Genomic DNA, 17,502 nt, shown 5'->3' with positions numbered 1-17,502 from the left:
TATTTAAGAAAATTTATTTTGCTATTGCTTTCAATTTATCTTTTTCTTTATCTACTTCAAAAGTTATAGTCCCGTTTTCTGCGACTCCACCTGAAAGGATTAACTCAGCAATCTCATCTTCCACGTAGTTCTGAATAGCACGTTTCAACGGACGAGCGCCAAATTGCACATCATACCCTTTATCAGTAAGGAAATCCTTCGCTTCCTGACTTAGCTCGATAGTATACCCTAGCTCCGACATACGTTTATAGAAGCCTTTTAGTTCTATATCGATGATCTTCTCGATAGAAGACTTATCTAACTGATCGAATGTTATTATATCATCTACACGATTCAAGAACTCGGGAGAGAAAGACTTATTCAATGCCTTTTGAAGCACACTTCTCGAGAATTCTTTGTTGGCGGCAGATTGCTTATTAAAACCAATACCACCTCCAAAATCTTTCAACTGGCGTGTACCTACATTGGAGGTCATAATCAGTATCGTATTCTTGAAGTCTATCTTACGTCCCATACTGTCTGTCAAGTGACCTTCGTCCATCACCTGTAACAAGATATTATACACATCTGGATGTGCCTTTTCTATCTCATCAAGCAGTACTACAGAATAAGGTTTGCGACGTACTTTCTCGCTCAACAATCCGCCTTCTTCGTATCCCACATATCCCGGAGGTGCTCCGACCAAACGCGATACATTGAATTTCTCCATGTATTCACTCATGTCTATACGGATAAGGGCATCAGCAGAGTCAAACAATTGTTCTGCAATCTTCTTAGCTAAGTGAGTCTTACCTACACCAGTAGGCCCAAGGAACATAAATGAACCAATCGGACGGTTAGGGTCTTTAAGACCTATACGGTTACGCTGAATAGCTTTTACGATTTTACTTACAGCCTCATCTTGCCCAATTACAGCAGCTTTGAGGCTATCTTTCATACCTACAAGCTTCAAGCCTTCCGATTCACCAATACGTTGAACAGGAACTCCCGACATCATAGAAACTACCTCAGCCACCATTTCGGCGTCTACTGTTTCCGGTTTCTCTTTCAACGATGCTTTCCAGTCTACTTCAGCCTTGTCAAGCTTAGCCATCAATTGACGTTGTGTATCTCGGAAACTCGCTGCCAACTCATATTTCTGTGCTTTTACAGCCTCCCCTTTTTGCTCTATCACATTTTTGAGTTCGCTCTCGATTTCTTCAATTTCTACAGGCACCTGTATATTTGCAATATGCATACGTGAACCTGCTTCATCCAAAGCATCGATAGCTTTATCGGGGAAATTACGATCTGTAATATATCTATCGGTGAGTTTTACACAAGCCTCAAGTGCACCTTCAGTATATTTCACATTGTGATGCTCTTCGTAACGCTCTTTGATATTATGCAATATCTGTAGTGTTTCTTCTGCTGTAGTAGGATCTACCATCACCTTTTGGAAACGACGTTCTAAAGCTCCATCTTTTTCTATATTCTTACGATATTCATCGAGGGTAGTTGCACCAATACATTGTATTTCGCCTCTGGCCAAAGCGGGTTTCAACATATTAGCAGCATCCAGTGAGCCTGTAGCTCCACCCGCTCCTACTATCGTATGTATCTCATCAATAAACAATATAATATTAGGATTCTTTGATAGCTCGTTCAAAATAGCTTTTATTCGTTCTTCAAATTGTCCACGATATTTGGTCCCGGCTACAACCGAAGCCATATCAAGGGCAATAACACGCTTATCGAACAATACTCGAGATACTTTTTTCTGTACGATTCGTAATGCCAAACCTTCAACGATGGCAGACTTACCAACCCCCGGTTCTCCTATTAATATAGGATTGTTTTTCTTACGACGGCTGAGAATCTGAGCTAAACGTTCAATTTCTTTTTCACGACCTACAATTGGGTCTAGCTTATTTTCCAAAGCCGACTTCGTCATGTCTATACCGAAATTATCGAGTACAGGTGTATCTGTAGCCTGACGAGGTTGTTGTGTGCCAACGTTCGAGTTTCCACTGCTTATTGGTTCATCATCCTCATCGTCATCATCTGTAAAGTCGGCGCCCATACGAGGCGACTGCTTTTTATTTTCATGCATTATATCACCCATACTTTTTATATAAGTGAAAGCTCCGTTATAATCCATATGATATTCTTCCAACAGCATCGCCGCTATATTGTCATGATCTTTAAGAATGGCAAGAAGTAAGTGCTCGGAATCAGTTTCCTGACTTTTTGTAAGCCTGGCTTCAAGTATACTCATCTTTAAAATCTTTTCAGTACTTTTACTTAATACGACTTCACTGTTTGGATATGCATCTTCCTGCTGCTTTAATATATTATTATCAATACTATCTTTTAATTCAACCAAATCTATTCCAAAATCCTTTAATGCCTGTATGGCCAATCCTTCTGCATTACGAAGTATACCAAGCATCAAATGTTCGGGTGCCAGATAATTGGTTTGAAGACGTCCGGCCTCCTCACGGCTATACCCCATGATTTTGCGAACTCTCTGTGAAAAATTATTTTCCATAACCGTCTTATTTGATGTTCTTTGCGTATGTTGCAAATATAAGCTTTATTTCTAATAGCCTTTTAGATTAAAATAAAATACCTATTTATAATATTGAAACAAAAACTATGCCATAATGTTTTTTAGATACTTGCTAAATTTATTCTTTAAATGATAAAAAAATCTTGAAGCGGACAATCTTTTAATTACAACTTAACTTCTCTGTGTTAGCTTTGTAACAATTACAATCTAAATTTATGCTATAGAATTAGAGAGCTAATTAAGTATTTAAAGAATAATAAGATCTATTTATCAATCAAGCATACTAATAACAAATATAAATATTTGTAAGGTTTTAGTCATAAAAACCCGATGTTTAAATTCCATATAAATAGTTAATATCTCTTATGCGATTCTTCGAGCCAAAGACTCAGATAGTTATAATTTAGACTAACTATTTACAGAAACAAATATATTACATTTTGATTCTAAAAACGAAACAATAAAATTATATTAATGTTAAAATTATATTTTTTATATCATTAAGTTTGTTTTATAAAAAATTATACATACTTTTGTAAAGTATTTTTCATGGTATTAGATTTATGGTTAGGAGTGAAGATTGGTTGTCGTGAGACAACCATTCCTATTTTATACCGGTTTCTAAAATATTTATCCTTGATTATCAATCAAAACGTCCCACTTTTAAGCATTACCTATCTTTCACCTCATTTTATACAATTTGAAATCTTTAGAGCATCAGATATCATTCTGCTCGGAAATTCTGTCATTAATTATTACTTTGTCTAAAGAATGCTTTATTTCATAATTTGTATCTTTGTAGTCTATGGAAGATACTTTCAGAACAATAACGGAATTATCGAAAGCAATATACACTGACAAAAGGAGTAAATTTATTGCTTATGCCATTCCTGTGCAATCTGCAGAAGAAGCCAAGAATGAAATAGATAAGCTTCGTAAAGAATATTATGACGCTCGACATGTTTGCTGGGCATATATGCTAGGAGCCGATCGGAAGGAATTCAGATCGAATGACGACGGAGAACCATCCGGAACAGCAGGCAAACCAATACTAGGGCAGATAAACTCGAATGATCTTACAAATATCTTAATTGCTGTAGTCCGTTACTTTGGCGGAATAAAGCTAGGTACAAGCGGACTCATAGTAGCCTACAGAGAAGCAGCGGCAGAAGCCATTGCCGAGGCAGAGATTATAGAAAAAACAGTAGACTTGGAAATAGCATTCACTTTCGAGTATCCATATATGAATGATGTGATGCGACTGGTAAAAGATATGGAACCTAAAATTTTACATCAAGATTTCGATATGAACTGTAGCATGATACTACAGATAAGAAAAGCTCAATACGATGAATTGGTAAGCAGACTAGAAAAAGTGGAAAGCCTCCGGTTCGCAGATAAAAAATAAGGTAAGCCTTTATAAGCTTACCTTTTTCTATTTTTAGTCTTTTTTCCTTCTGAAACTTGCATCAAATTTACTTCGATCAAAAATTTCGTATCGAGGCAAAGTAGGCGTATAATCATCATCGTCCCACAATGTACTTGTGATCATAAGATCTGCACTATAGCGATTACAAGCAATTGGCACATTATGCACACGGCATTGGCGAAGCAACATCATTATATCGGCTTCATGGGGTTGTGGATTTAAATCATCTATCAAGAAAATAGCCAAATCCACCTCATGGCGCACTACCATGGCTGCAATCTCAGCATCACCACCCAATGGACCGGAGTTCATACGTGTAATATCTGCTTTTATACCTTTTTCTTCAAAAGCCTCTTTAATAAGAGTTCCTGTTGTTCCGGTGCAAACCAATTGATGTTTTGACAAGAAATCTGAATTATAATAACACCATTCTACCATATCCGCTTTGCGGTGATCATGTGCCACTAGGGCTATTGTTAGTCTCTTTCTCATATTTGTCGATAGTTATATGTAATCATTATTTCAAAGATACAATATTTATGTTGCATTTCTACAACGATACAATTAAACTTATAAAAACAACAAAGGAGACACTTGCGTATCCCCTCTATATTATTCTTTATTGTTATTTCTATCAGTTTCTTCCACCTTTACGCCATGCAGTACTATAATATCCTTCGCGCAAAGAGCTTACTATTACTCCTTTTTTTATCGACGCATGAATGAATTTACCATCGCCGATATATACTCCTACATGATTAATATATTTCTTTTTGAAAGTAGAGAAAAACACCATATCGCCCGGTTCTAAATCCTCTTTATTGGTGATTGTTTCTTTTACATTCTTTGCTATTGTTGTACTAACTCTATCCAACTGCTGTCCAAATACAGTTTTATATATAATATTTGTAAAGCCGGAACAGTCTACAGCTTTGCGGCTCATGCCACCTCTACGATAACGTGTACCGAGCCAATCTGCTACCTCACGATACAAATCTAAATTGTCAGGATTTTTAATCGATATTCCTAATTGAGAAGAAAGCTCTTGCATTTCTTTTTGTTCTATCATTCTGCGTCTCATTACTTCCATAGAGACTGCAGCACTAGCACCTGCATCAGCTAACAAAGCATCTGAGCTTGGCACATTATATTTAGAATTCTCAAATATTTTATCAAATACCGGTAAGGAAACCTTATCCCCAGTATTTGTTGTTACAGACATATTTTGTGAAGACTGTACCACTTTCACCGATTTGGGAGTATGAGATACACTCGTTTTTGATTTCTTTTTCCCTGCTTTTGATTTCTTTGGTGTAACAGCAGAAACCGGCGTAAAAGCCATGGAGCACATTAACAAAAATGTTGATATTCCTAGTATCCGTTTCGAAATTGACATGCTGTTTTATTTTTTAGCCGAATAAAAATAGGAAATTCAGTCTAATAAAATAGGAACTTTGTAAAAGTTTTATAGAATTTTAAGTTCTAGTGAGCTATTTTTTTAATCTGCCGCCTTTCTTCCATGTGCGTTTATAATATTCCTCATCCAGATGGCTTACTATTACACCATTGGACGTAGAGGCATGAACAAAACGTCCATCTTTTAAATAAATACCGACATGGCTTATTTTATTTCTACCCGAGGTGGCAAAGAAAACGAAGTCGCCCGCCTCTAAACCTCCTTTAGATACATTATGCATTTTCATTTTCGACTGATCTGTCGTAGAACGAGGTATTGATTTCCGATATACTTTCTGATAAATAAGATAAGCAAAACCGGAACAGTCTAGCCCTCTTCTCGATAACCCTGCATAACGATAAGGAACGCCCAGCCACTGCGAAACTTCGGCATAAAGAGGCATATTACGATCATCATCTTTATCAATATTACTTAATCCAATACCCAGTTTAGAGGAAAGCTCAGCCACCTCACGAGGATCGTATAAAAGTTTGCCTTGTGGTTTTTGTGTACCACAGGAAGATAATAAGATAACCAGTAATATAAAGACAGAAACACATCTGCCAACTACTCTAAACATAACATTAATAAGTTCTTGACATAAAGATAGAAAATTATTAAAAACAAAAGCGATTTCTGTCTCCAGAAACCGCCTTCTAAATATAATAAAAAGATTAATTAACAAGATGCTATTTTATTTTGAACCTGAATATGCAATATTCATATCACCTAATTGCATGTCATTTCCACCCTGCTTAACATTGTTTACTTTAATGGTCATATTTAGCTTACCATCTTTTACTGTAGATGAAGAAATCGCAACAGTTGCGGTCATAAGACCTCCTAACAAATCAATGTTTTTTGATGTATCTGCGAGTTTATAAGTACTTCCATCCTTAGTTACAGTAATTTCATCAACAGGAATATCTCCTAAAGTTAATGTACCATATGAAAATTCCTTAAGTTTAAGATTTACCTTATTGTCGGAAATTCTTGTCAATTCTATTTTTTTATCTGCAATAGTTTCATCAATCTCCATCGCAGGTATTTTCAATGTTAATGAGCCAGTATAAGTACCAGCTACTTCCTTAGCATAATCTACTTTGTCATCGTCATCATCGCTACAAGCTGTAAAAGCAAGACTTAATGAAAAAACAAACATCAATAAGCAAATAAGTTTTTTGTTCATAATTAGGAATTTTAATTAATAATAGAGTTAATTTGTGTCATGTCTATATTTTGTTGACATAAAGGTAAGATTACTTATAGAGTCCTACCCTTATTTTTAACAAAAAAAGACATGCGTCCCTAACTTTAAACGATTATTAACAATGCCTATTTTGAACTCAAGAACTCATCAATATGTTGAGCTGTCTTGCGTCCCGATGCGATGCTTGTTACCACTAAAGATTGACCGCTTACGCAATCTCCTGCGCCAAAGACCTTTGATACATTTGTAACCCGATTCTTATCTGTCATTACATTACGGCGAACATCATCGGTTTTTATATCCAATTCTTGCAGTAAGCCTTCTTGTATAGGATGAACAAATCCAAGGGCAAGAAACACAAGATCTACTTTATGAATCTCTGACGGTCCAACTTCTTTCATAACATGGCGACCATTCTCGTCTTTCTCCCAAGCTACTTCTACAAGTTCCACGGCTGTCAGCTTACCATCCTCTCCAATAAAGCGTTTAGTATTTAACGCCCAGCGACGTTCACAACCCTCCATGTGAGAGGAAGAAGTCTTCAGCACTACCGGAAATGGATTAGGCCAAGGATTTTCAATTTCTTCCAGCTTTGCCGGTTTAGGTAATATTTCTATTTGCAATATATTCGCTGCACCCTGACGATTTGCAGTACCGATACAGTCTGAACCCGTATCACCACCACCAATAACAAGCACATTCTTACCTTTGGCATCAATCACCTGATCGGCCGGAACAGACTCTTTTGCGATCAGCTTATTCTGAACTGTAAGGTATTCCATAGCATAGTAAACACCTTTCAGTTCACGCCCTTCGACAGGGAGATTACGAGGTACTTGCGAACCTATAGCCACACATACAGCATCATAATCTTTCAAGATGTCTTTACCTTTTACATCTTTTCCGATCTCTGTATTTACTACAAACTTAACCCCCTCAGCTTCCATTAGCTTCAATCGGCGATCGATAATATTTTTATTCAGCTTAAAGTCAGGAATACCGAAACGAAGCAAACCTCCGATATGAGAGCTCTTCTCATAGACTGTTACTTCATGTCCTTTCTGATTTAGCTGATTAGCAACAGCAAGACCTGAGGGACCGGAACCAATCACGGCTACTTTTTTACCTGTACGATGAGCCGGAACTTTAGGTTGAATAAATCCTTCCCCAAAAGCGTGCTCAAGAGCCGATGCTTCATTTTCGCGGATAGTTACAGGTGCACGGTGTATAGAGAGTACACACGATTTTTCACATGGTGCGGGACAAATACGTCCTGTAAATTCAGGAAAGTCATTTGTCTGCATCAATACTTCTGCTGCCAGCTTCCAGTTTCCCTTATATATATATTCTTGCCATTCAGGCATCTTATTTCCCAGTGGACATCCCCAGTGGCAAAAAGGAATACCACAGTCCATACAGCGTGACGCTTGTTCACGTCTATCTTCACTATTTAGTGTTTGTTCTACTTCACCAAAGTCGAGAATACGCTCCTGAGCAGGACGATATCCTGCGTCTTTTCTTTTTACTGTTAAAAATGCTTTTGGATTTCCCATGATTCGTACTCCTCCTTTTAATAATCAAATTCTACTTGTGCTATTTTTTTCTTAATAGCTTCCAATTTCTCATCTTGCAACACTTTCTTATACTCGATCGGAGTCACTTTCATAAATTTCTCCACTTCCGTATTCCAGTTATCAAGAATATATTTAGCCAGAGGACTATTTGTATAGTTATAATGATTGGTTATCAACTGACGAAGTTCACGACTATCGTAAGTATCTTCTATCAGTGTCAACTCTACCATTTGCATATTGCAATAGTAATCAAAATCTTCATCTATATTATATACATAAGCGACGCCGCCACTCATACCGGCAGCAAAATTGCGTCCTGTTTTGCCGAGCACTACAGTACGGCCTCCTGTCATATATTCACAACAGTGGTCTCCTGCACCTTCAACAACTGCGACAGCACCACTATTACGTACGCAGAAGCGTTCTCCTACTCGTCCATTGATGTATATTTCGCCCGATGTAGCACCATATAGCAATGTATTACCTGCAATAATATTCTCCTCAGGCTTAAATGTCGATGTTGTTGGCGGCACGATGATAATCTTACCACCCGACAAACCCTTACCCACATAGTCATTTGCATCACCTTCCAACTTGAAGGTTACACCATGCGCAAGAAATGCGCCAAAACTTTGTCCGGCCGAACCGGTGAATGTAAATTGTATAGTATCTTCAGGAAGACCCGCATTGCCATATTTCTTTGCAATCTCACCCGAAAGCATCGCTCCCACAGTACGATTCGTATTCTTTATTGTTTTGGTCATTACCGTTGGCATGGCTTTATCGATAGCCATACGAGATGTAGTAATCAATGAAATATCGAGCGCATCATCCAACTTATGTTCCTGATCTTTTATACGATGAATCGCATTTTCTTTTGCTTCTACAGGAAAATACATCAAACGAGACAAATCTAGTTTTTCAACTTTCTTATTTGCGTCACTCTTCATATATTTCAACAAATCGGCACGCCCTACGACTTCATCAAGTGATTTCACACCCAAGGCAGCCAAATGCTCACGTACTTCTTCTGCTAAAAAATTGAAATAGTTGATAAGATACTCGCTGCGTCCCATAAACTTCTTCCTAAGCTCTTCGTTTTGCGTAGCAACACCTACAGGACATGTATTTAAGTGACACTTACGCATCATTATACATCCCAATACAATCAAAGCGCTTGTCGCAAATCCAAACTCTTCAGCCCCAAGCATTGCCGCAACAATGATATCATGTCCGGTTTTTAGCTGACCGTCTGTCTGTAGATACACCTGACCACGAAGCCCATTCAGTACTAACGTTTGTTGAACCTCCGCTAAACCAATTTCTAAAGGAAGGCCTGCATGCTTAATCGAGCTGGCAGGACTTGCACCTGTACCACCTTCACATCCGCTGATAACGATACGATCCGCTTTAGCTTTGGCAACACCGGCAGCAATCGTACCGACTCCACTTTCAGAGACTAATTTCACACTAATCTGAGCAGCAGGATTTACATTTTTGAGGTCAAATATTAACTGAGCCAAATCCTCGATTGAATATATATCATGATGAGGAGGAGGCGAAATCAGAGAGATTCCGGGAATTGAATGACGGGTCTTAGCAATAATCTTATCTACTTTAAAGCCCGGTAACTGTCCCCCTTCTCCGGGTTTTGCACCCTGAGCTATTTTTATTTGTAATTCATCTGCATTAACCAAATACTCTGTTGTTACACCAAAGCGACCGGAAGCAACTTGCTTAATAGAAGAACGGGCATTGGTAGCAAAACGTTCAGGCAACTCACCCCCCTCTCCGGTATTACTTTTACCGCCGATAGCGTTCATTGCTACAGCCATTGCTTCATGGGCTTCACGGCTGATAGAACCAAAAGACATGGCTCCTGTCACAAAGCGTTTTGTAATAGCTGACACAGGTTCTACTTCCGAAACATCAATCGGATTCTTAGATGGATCAAAATCTAAGAAATCACGCAAAAATATCTTTTCCGTTTTTTTATCAATAGAGTCGGTATATTCTTTAAACTTCTTATAACTACCCAAACGTGTAGCCATCTGAAGATTCATTATCGTTTCAGGGTTCCATGCGTGATATTCACCATTGCGGCGCCATGCGTATATACCCTGACTTACTAATGACGGATCGATAAAGTCACTCTCAAAGGCTTCATAAAAAGCTTCGATTGTATCGCTTGCTATGTCATTGATATCAATACCTTCAATCTTAGATGTAGTCCCTTTAAAGTATTTATCGATAACTCCGGTACTGATACCCACAGCTTCGAATATCTGAGCGCCAATATAGCTTTTCAGTGTAGAGATACCCATCTTCGACATGGTCTTCAACAAGCCTTTATTTATAGACTTCACATAGTTCTTCATGGCTGTATGAAAATCTAAGTGAATATCTCCTTTTTTAACAAGATCTTCTATCACAGCTAAAGCCAAATATGGATTCACTGCATTAGCGCCATAACCAAACAATAAAGCGAAGTGCATCACCTCACGTGGTTCTGCCGATTCTACCACTATATCTATTTGCATACGTTTGCGGCGTTCGATCAGATAATGATGGACTGCCGAAACAGCCAATAATGAAGGAATGGCGGCATTATCCGGATTTACCCCTCTATCGCTAAGTACGATATAATTACTACCGCTATCCACAGCTTTTTCTGCATTGCGGCACATTTGCTCTATCGCTTTTTCGAGTCCGGCTCCACCTTGTTTCGGGTCGAACAGCATCGGAATGATTTCCGCCTTAAAGCCTTTATATCCAAGATGCACTAACAAATCGAGCTCCCTGTTTGATAAGAAAGGATTCGATAGCCCAACCATCTTGGTATGCTCCGGCATTGGTTCTAGTATATTTTTATGAAGCGAACCAATATATCCGGCAAGAGACATCACCAGTTCCTCACGAATAGGGTCGATAGGCGGGTTTGTTACCTGAGCAAATAATTGACGGAAATATGTAAATAAACGCTGTGGCTTGTTAGATAAAACAGCGACAGGCGCATCGTTTCCCATAGATGCAGTAGGCTCTTTGCCCTCCACAGCCATTGGCGTCATTATCTTTTCTATATCTTCTTTGTAATATCCAAAAACTTTCAGCAGCTTATCGTAGTTATCCACGCTATATTTTGGTGCACGCCCCGAAGATATGTCATCTAATGAAATACGGTTCTTAGATAGCCATTCACGATACGGATACGCTTTTGCAAGGTTTTCCTTCAGCTCTGCATCATATTGTATTGTTCCTTTTTCGGTATCTACCATTAGTATTTTACCGGGACGAAGGCGACCTTTTTCTTTTATTTCGGACGGCTCAAATGGCAATACCCCCATTTCGGAAGCAACGACCATAACGTCATTATGAGTTATCAAATAACGGGCAGGGCGCAGACCATTACGGTCTAACAGTCCTCCGGCATAACGTCCATCCGAGAACAATAGTGTAGCCGGTCCATCCCAAGGCTCCATAAACAAGCTATGGTATTCATAGAAAGCTTTCAAGTCGTCAGATATCGGATTCTGATCGTTCCACGATTCGGGAACCATCATTGCCATTGCATGAGGTAATGATTTCCCTGACATGACAAGGAATTCCAACACATTATCGAATGACGCACTATCACTCATAAATGGCTGAACAATTGGCCACAAGTCGTTGATATTCCCTAACAAATCTGATTTCAATATACTCTCACGAGCCTCCATCCACAGGCGATTGCCCTTTATCGTATTGATCTCACCATTATGAGCCACCATACGGAATGGGTGTGCCAAATCCCATGTAGGGAAGGTATTGGTACTGAAACGTGAGTGCACCAAAGCAATAGCACTTGTAAGATGCGGATTCAGCAAATCGGGATAATAATGCCGAAGTTGCTCAGACGACAACATACCTTTATATATAAGGCGCTTTGTAGACAAACTGACAATATAGAAAGCTCGCTTAGTCTCTAATGAAAATATTTTAGAGTTGAATATTTCTTTTTCTATTTTCTTACGAAGTAAATAGAGTTTGTGCTCTAATTCATCCTGGGAAAGACCTTCTTCTCCGAGTACAAATATTTGTTTTATATGAGGCTCATTCGACTTTGCCATCTCTCCCAATATTTCACTATTGACAGGTACATCGCGAACAGCCAAAAGCTTCAAGCCTTCCTTATCGATATATTGCGTGAGAGTTATCATACACGATTCCATCTCAGCCTCACCCTTCGGTAAGAAGACCAATCCGGTTCCGTAGTGCCCTTTCTCGGGGACAGGTATCCCTTGTAGAAGTATAAACTCGTGCGGTATTTGTAACATAATACCGGCACCATCACCGGTTTTATTATCGGCGTTTTCTGCTCCACGGTGAGTCATGTTCTCCAATACACGGAGACCATTTTCAACGATAGCATGTGATTTTGCACCCTTCATATGCAACACCATACCTACCCCACACGCATCGTGTTCGTAGTTTGGGTCATATAGTCCGTGCTGTATTGCTGATCTTAAATCTTGCATAGTCAATAGTTGATATGTGAATGAAAGAATTTTCGGGTTCTATCCTAATTTATTTACAATGACAAATGTACGAATTTCGCTTTAATAAATTTTCTTTTTGATTTAAAAATGCATCTTTTTAATAAAAAATCTATATTTAATCGATTTTATTTAACAAAAGAACACAAAAAGAAGCAAATTAAAGACCCCGAAATAAATAATTCAGCCTGTTTTATTTCATATTTATACCCGCAAGATCAAAACCTGTATAAAAAAAAGAAATCCCGACTCGTTAGAGATCGGGACTTCTTTTCTTTATAATGTTTAATTATCGTATAAACAATAATTCTCTATATTTAGCCAATGGCCACATTTCATTATCAACAATCAATTCAAGCTTGTCGATATGATAGCGGATTTCGTCCAAATACGGAGCTACATTATCATGATAAGCAACAGCTTTCTCACGTTCACTCTCAATGTTATTAGCCGCTTTACGAGCATCTATCATTTCATGAACTTTTGCATTCACGGCATTTACATGCGTAGATACTTTTTCGATCAAACGGATTTGCTCTGCACCAAGAGTCTTGTAGTCATCAGAGATGTCTTTTAGCTTAGAAACATTTGTCAACAATATAGATTGGTATGAAATCGCTACAGGAATGATATGATTTAAAGCCAAATCACCTAATACACGCGATTCTATCTGGATTTTCTTTGTATACATTTCCCACTTCACCTCGTTACGAGCATGAAGCTCTACTTCAGATAAAATACCGGCAAATGTTTTGATGCTTTGTTTTGAAGTATAGCTATCATAGATAACAGGAACGCTTGTTTCGCAATCCAATTTACGTTTTTTAGCTTCTGCTTTCCATTCTTCACTATATCCATTACCGTTGAAACGAATAGAACGAGATTCTTTGATATATTTCTTCAATACTTCGTAAAGAGCCTCTTCTTTCGATTTACCTTTACTGATTAGCGCATCAACTTCGTCTTTAAACACTCTTAGCTGTTCTGCAACAGAAGCATTCAAGGCTGTCATAGCAGAAGCACAGTTAGCAGAAGAACCCACAGCACGGAACTCGAATCGGTTTCCTGTGAATGCGAATGGAGAAGTACGGTTACGGTCTGTATTATCCAAAAGGATTTCAGGAATTTGACCTACACCTAAACTAATCTGTTTCTTATTGTCAACAACGATAGCATCTTTTACAGAGCTCTTCTCAAACTTATCAAGAATATCACTAACCTGAGTACCCAAGAATACTGATATGATAGCAGGAGGAGCTTCGTTTGCACCAAGACGGTGAGCATTTGTAGCTGAAGATATTGAAGCTTTCAACAGGCCGTTATTCTTATAAACAGCAGCCAAGATATTCACCACAAATGTTATAAAGCGAAGGTTTTCTACTTTATCCTTACCCGGAGAAAGAAGATTGATTCCTGTATTCGTAGCTAGAGACCAGTTGTTATGCTTACCCGAACCGTTGATTCCCTTGAATGGTTTTTCGTGGAATAGGATACGGAAAGAGTGCTTGCGCGCCACCTTATCCATTACAGACATAACCAAAAGGTTGTGGTCTACAGCAAGATTACATTCTTCATATATAGGAGCCAGCTCAAACTGATTTGGAGCTACTTCGTTGTGACGAGTTTTTACAGGAATACCCAAAGCATACGATTCGTACTCAAGCTCTTTCATAAAACGTTGAACACGTTCAGGAATTGAACCAAAGTAATGGTCTTCCAACTGCTGATTTTTTGCACTTTCGTGACTCATCAGCGTTCTTCCTGTCAAAGCTAAGTCTGGACGAGCCATAAACAAGTCTTCGTCAACAAGGAAATATTCTTGTTCCCATCCAAGGTTAGATATTACCTTTGTTACATCTTCATTAAAATACTGAACGACACCTGTTGCAGCTTTATCTACCGCAGCAAGAGCTTTCAACAAAGGAGTCTTATAGTCAAGAGCCTCACCTGTATATGAGATAAAGATAGTAGGAATACACAATGTTTCGCCTACAATAAATGCAGGAGATGATGGATCCCAAGCAGAATAACCACGTGCTTCGAATGTATTACGAAGACCTCCCGACGGAAAACTTGAAGCATCAGGCTCTTGCTGAGCAAGAAGCTTTCCTTCAAATTCTTCAATCAGTCCACCATTACCATCATGTTCAACAAAAGCATCATGCTTTTCGGCAGTACCGTCTGTCAACGGATGAAACCAGTGAGTATAGTGTGTTACACCATTTTCCAGAGCCCACATACGCATTCCGGCTGCAACATGCTCTGCCAGATTACGATTTACAGATTGTCCTTTTTCAATTGCATCATTAAGCGCTTTAAAAGTTTCTTTCGAAAGATATTTGGTCATAGCTTTACGATTGAACACCTTTTCCCCGTAATACTCTGAAGTTTTACTTTTAGGTTTCTCTACCTCAAGAGGCTTTCGCTCTGAGGCCAGTGCTACTGCTTTAAAACGTAACTTTGTCATAAATTTACTTTTATTGAGTTTATATAGGATTTATCAAATAGAAATCTTTTTTAATCGACCAACAGCCTCTTTGGTATTTTCTAAAGTACCAAATGCCGTTAACCTTAAATAACCTTCTCCACTAGGGCCAAAACCTACACCGGGAGTTCCGACAACATGCAGATCATTCAATAGATAATCGAAGAATCCCCACGATGTCATTCCCTTTGGAGTTTTTACCCAAATATAAGGAGAGTTCACACCACCATATACTTGCAATCCTTCGGAAGCGAGCCCCTCACGAATGATCTTTGCATTATTCATATAATAGTCGATGATATCTTTTATCTGCTTTTTACCTTCAGCTGAAAAACAAGCCTCAGCTGCACGCTGAATAATATATGGAACACCGTTAAACTTAGTAGTATGGCGTCTGTTCCACAATTTATTATAAGAAATCTTTTCTCCGGTTTTGGTGTATCCCATCACAGTTTTAGGCACAACGGTATAAGCACAACGAGTACCTGTAAATCCGGCAGTTTTAGAAAAACTACGAAACTCGATAGCCACTTCTCGTGCTCCCTCTATCTCGTATATACTATGAGGAACATCACTTTCGGTAATAAATTCTTTGTAAGCGCCATCAAATAGGATAAGTACCTTATTTTGGAGAGCATAATCAACCCATACTTTCAATTGATCTTTCGTCAATGTAGTACCTGTAGGGTTGTTAGGATAACACAAGTAAACGATATCTACTTTCTCAGTCGGCAATGACGGAATAAAGTCATTCTCTGATGTACATGGAATATAAACAAGCTTATTCCATTTGCCATTTGCCTGCAATTCTCCTGCACGACCAGCCATTACGTTTGTATCTACGTAGACAGGATAAACAGGATCTGTAACAGCAACAATATTATCAAGTCCAAGAATATCGCCGATATTACCGGTATCACTTTTAGAGCCATCGCTTACAAATATTTCGTCAGCAGAAATATCCAAGCCACGTGCTTTATAATCATTTTCTACAATTGTATTTACCAAAAAGTCGTACCCTTGTTCAGGTCCGTATCCTCTAAAAGTAGATGCATTCGCCATTTCATCTACAGCGGCATGCATTGCGTTTATTATCGCCGAAGGTAGAGGCTTTGTAACATCACCGATTCCCAAACGAATAACATTGGCTTCAGGATGGGCGGCCTTAAATTCATTTACTTTTTTTGCAATATCCGAGAACAAGTAACTTCCCGGTAGTTTAGTATAATTTTCGTTTATGAATGCCATTTTTATATATTAATAATTTCGGGTTCTTCTATTATATGGCCGCAGTATTAAAAAATCTCTCCTTCAAAAACTGTCACAGCCTCACCGGTCATATACACGTGATTATTTTGCTCATCCCATTCTATCTCGAGATCTCCGCCTATCAGGTGAATTGTTATTTTACGGTCGCAATATCCGTTCAGTATGGCAGCAACAGCCGCAGCACAGGCTCCTGTGCCACAAGCCAGAGTCTCTCCTGCTCCACGTTCCCACACACGCATATTCAACGTTTTACGATCAACGACTTCAATGAACTCAGTATTTGTTTTTCGAGGGAATATCGGATGTTTTTCAAACTTAGGTCCTATTACAGGCAAATCAAGCTCTTTTATTCCTGTTGTAAAAACAACCGCATGAGGGTTCCCCATGGATACGCAAGATATTTCCCATATTTTGCCATCGATATCCAACGGGAAATTAAGTACAGGCTCTTTATCCACCTTTACCGGAATTTGTACAGGATCAAGGATCGGCTCACCCATATCCACTGTCACCTTACGAGCTTTTTCGTCTCCTTCCAGCAAAGTTATATATTTAACGCCGGCTTTTGTTTCCAGCGCAATTTCCTTTTTTGTTGTCAATCCGTTGTCGTATACATATTTCCCTACACAACGAGAAGCATTACCACACATCTCGGCTTCAGAACCATCGGAATTGAACATCTGCATTCTAAAATCTGAATTCTCCGATGGCAATATAAGCACTAAACCATCCGAGCCAATACCAAAATTACGACTGCTAAGGCGGATTGCTAATGCTGAAGGATTTTCTATCTCCTGAACAAATCCGTTCATATAAATATAATCATTGCCCGCGCCGTGCATTTTGGTGAATTTCAACTTCTTCATTCTCTATATTTCGTCTTTTTTTACTTTATCTTTTCAAGGGACAAATTTCATACAAATTATTCGTTTTTGCAAGAAATCCATAACATTTTTTCATCTTTAATAAAACAAAAAAATCTTTTTGTTTTATTTT

11 protein-coding genes are annotated in these 17,502 nt (G+C 38.5%); 1 reads left to right on the top strand and 10 read right to left on the bottom strand.

All coding sequences use genetic code 11. The annotated features are described in order from the left end of the window. Positions 1–13: 13 nt before the first annotated feature. Entirely contained in the window at positions 14–2,530 is a 2,517-nt protein-coding gene (locus BGO84_RS12265) for an ATP-dependent Clp protease ATP-binding subunit (protein WP_252636663.1), read from the bottom strand. A gap of 826 nt (positions 2,531–3,356) precedes the next feature. Here BGO84_RS12265 and BGO84_RS12260 point away from each other — a divergent pair. Beyond that, positions 3,357–3,959: a YigZ family protein gene (locus tag BGO84_RS12260; protein ID WP_291029514.1), complete on the top strand. Its 603-nt coding sequence runs from the start codon at positions 3,357–3,359 to the stop codon at positions 3,957–3,959. A 33-nt stretch (positions 3,960–3,992) separates the two neighbouring features. Here the strand turns inward: BGO84_RS12260 and BGO84_RS12255 are convergent, their stop codons facing one another. From BGO84_RS12255 to dapF, 9 genes are all read right to left on the bottom strand, one after another. Then, positions 3,993–4,472, bottom strand: a complete 480-nt coding sequence (locus BGO84_RS12255) for a methylglyoxal synthase (protein ID WP_006842469.1) — start codon at positions 4,470–4,472, stop codon at positions 3,993–3,995. 142 nt (positions 4,473–4,614) lie between these two features. Continuing rightward, positions 4,615–5,376 (bottom strand): C40 family peptidase, encoded by a 762-nt coding sequence (locus BGO84_RS12250; protein WP_135103853.1) that lies wholly within the window; start codon positions 5,374–5,376, stop codon positions 4,615–4,617. 94 nt (positions 5,377–5,470) lie between these two features. Further along, positions 5,471–6,016 (bottom strand): C40 family peptidase, encoded by a 546-nt coding sequence (locus BGO84_RS12245; RefSeq protein ID WP_291029512.1) that lies wholly within the window; start codon positions 6,014–6,016, stop codon positions 5,471–5,473. Between the two features lie 114 nt (positions 6,017–6,130). After that, positions 6,131–6,625 carry a calycin-like domain-containing protein gene (locus tag BGO84_RS12240; RefSeq protein WP_291029510.1) on the bottom strand — a complete coding sequence of 165 codons (495 nt, stop codon included), beginning with the start codon at positions 6,623–6,625 and terminating at the stop codon, positions 6,131–6,133. A 146-nt stretch (positions 6,626–6,771) separates the two neighbouring features. After that, positions 6,772–8,199 carry a glutamate synthase subunit beta gene (locus tag BGO84_RS12235; protein ID WP_291029508.1) on the bottom strand — a complete coding sequence of 476 codons (1,428 nt, stop codon included), beginning with the start codon at positions 8,197–8,199 and terminating at the stop codon, positions 6,772–6,774. Between the two features lie 17 nt (positions 8,200–8,216). After that, positions 8,217–12,734, bottom strand: coding sequence for a glutamate synthase large subunit (gene gltB, locus BGO84_RS12230; RefSeq protein ID WP_291029506.1), 4,518 nt, complete (start codon positions 12,732–12,734; stop codon positions 8,217–8,219). 307 nt (positions 12,735–13,041) lie between these two features. After that, positions 13,042–15,219 carry a glutamine synthetase III gene (locus BGO84_RS12225; RefSeq protein ID WP_135103848.1) on the bottom strand — a complete coding sequence of 726 codons (2,178 nt, stop codon included), beginning with the start codon at positions 15,217–15,219 and terminating at the stop codon, positions 13,042–13,044. 33 nt (positions 15,220–15,252) lie between these two features. Beyond that, the gene (locus BGO84_RS12220; protein WP_135103847.1) at positions 15,253–16,485 is read right to left on the bottom strand and encodes an LL-diaminopimelate aminotransferase; all 1,233 of its coding nucleotides are present in this window, start codon (positions 16,483–16,485) and stop codon (positions 15,253–15,255) included. 47 nt (positions 16,486–16,532) lie between these two features. Beyond that, entirely contained in the window at positions 16,533–17,372 is an 840-nt protein-coding gene (gene dapF, locus BGO84_RS12215; RefSeq protein ID WP_291029504.1) for a diaminopimelate epimerase, read from the bottom strand. Positions 17,373–17,502 lie beyond the last annotated feature (130 nt).

Origin of the sequence: Dysgonomonas sp. 37-18 (assembly GCF_001899125.1) — a bacterium.
Taxonomy (GTDB): Bacteria; Bacteroidota; Bacteroidia; order Bacteroidales; family Dysgonomonadaceae; genus Dysgonomonas.
Note: the sequence above shows the minus strand (reverse complement) of the source record. Positions and strands in the feature narration are given on the sequence as shown.

Bases quoted from the DNA above. Each gene is read 5' to 3' on its own strand.
- gltB (WP_291029506.1), bottom strand. From the start codon at position 12,734: ATGCAAGATTTAAGATCAGCAATACAGCACGGACTATATGACCCAAAC.
- BGO84_RS12255 (WP_006842469.1), bottom strand. From the start codon at position 4,472: ATGAGAAAGAGACTAACAATAGCCCTAGTGGCACATGATCACCGCAAA.
- BGO84_RS12220 (WP_135103847.1), bottom strand. From the start codon at position 16,485: ATGGCATTCATAAACGAAAATTATACTAAACTACCGGGAAGTTACTTG.
- BGO84_RS12250 (WP_135103853.1), bottom strand. From the start codon at position 5,376: ATGTCAATTTCGAAACGGATACTAGGAATATCAACATTTTTGTTAATG.
- BGO84_RS12235 (WP_291029508.1), bottom strand. From the start codon at position 8,199: ATGGGAAATCCAAAAGCATTTTTAACAGTAAAAAGAAAAGACGCAGGA.
- BGO84_RS12265 (WP_252636663.1), bottom strand. From the start codon at position 2,530: ATGGAAAATAATTTTTCACAGAGAGTTCGCAAAATCATGGGGTATAGC.
- BGO84_RS12240 (WP_291029510.1), bottom strand. From the start codon at position 6,625: ATGAACAAAAAACTTATTTGCTTATTGATGTTTGTTTTTTCATTAAGT.
- BGO84_RS12245 (WP_291029512.1), bottom strand. From the start codon at position 6,016: ATGTTTAGAGTAGTTGGCAGATGTGTTTCTGTCTTTATATTACTGGTT.
- BGO84_RS12260 (WP_291029514.1), top strand. From the start codon at position 3,357: ATGGAAGATACTTTCAGAACAATAACGGAATTATCGAAAGCAATATAC.
- BGO84_RS12225 (WP_135103848.1), bottom strand. From the start codon at position 15,219: ATGACAAAGTTACGTTTTAAAGCAGTAGCACTGGCCTCAGAGCGAAAG.
- dapF (WP_291029504.1), bottom strand. From the start codon at position 17,372: ATGAAGAAGTTGAAATTCACCAAAATGCACGGCGCGGGCAATGATTAT.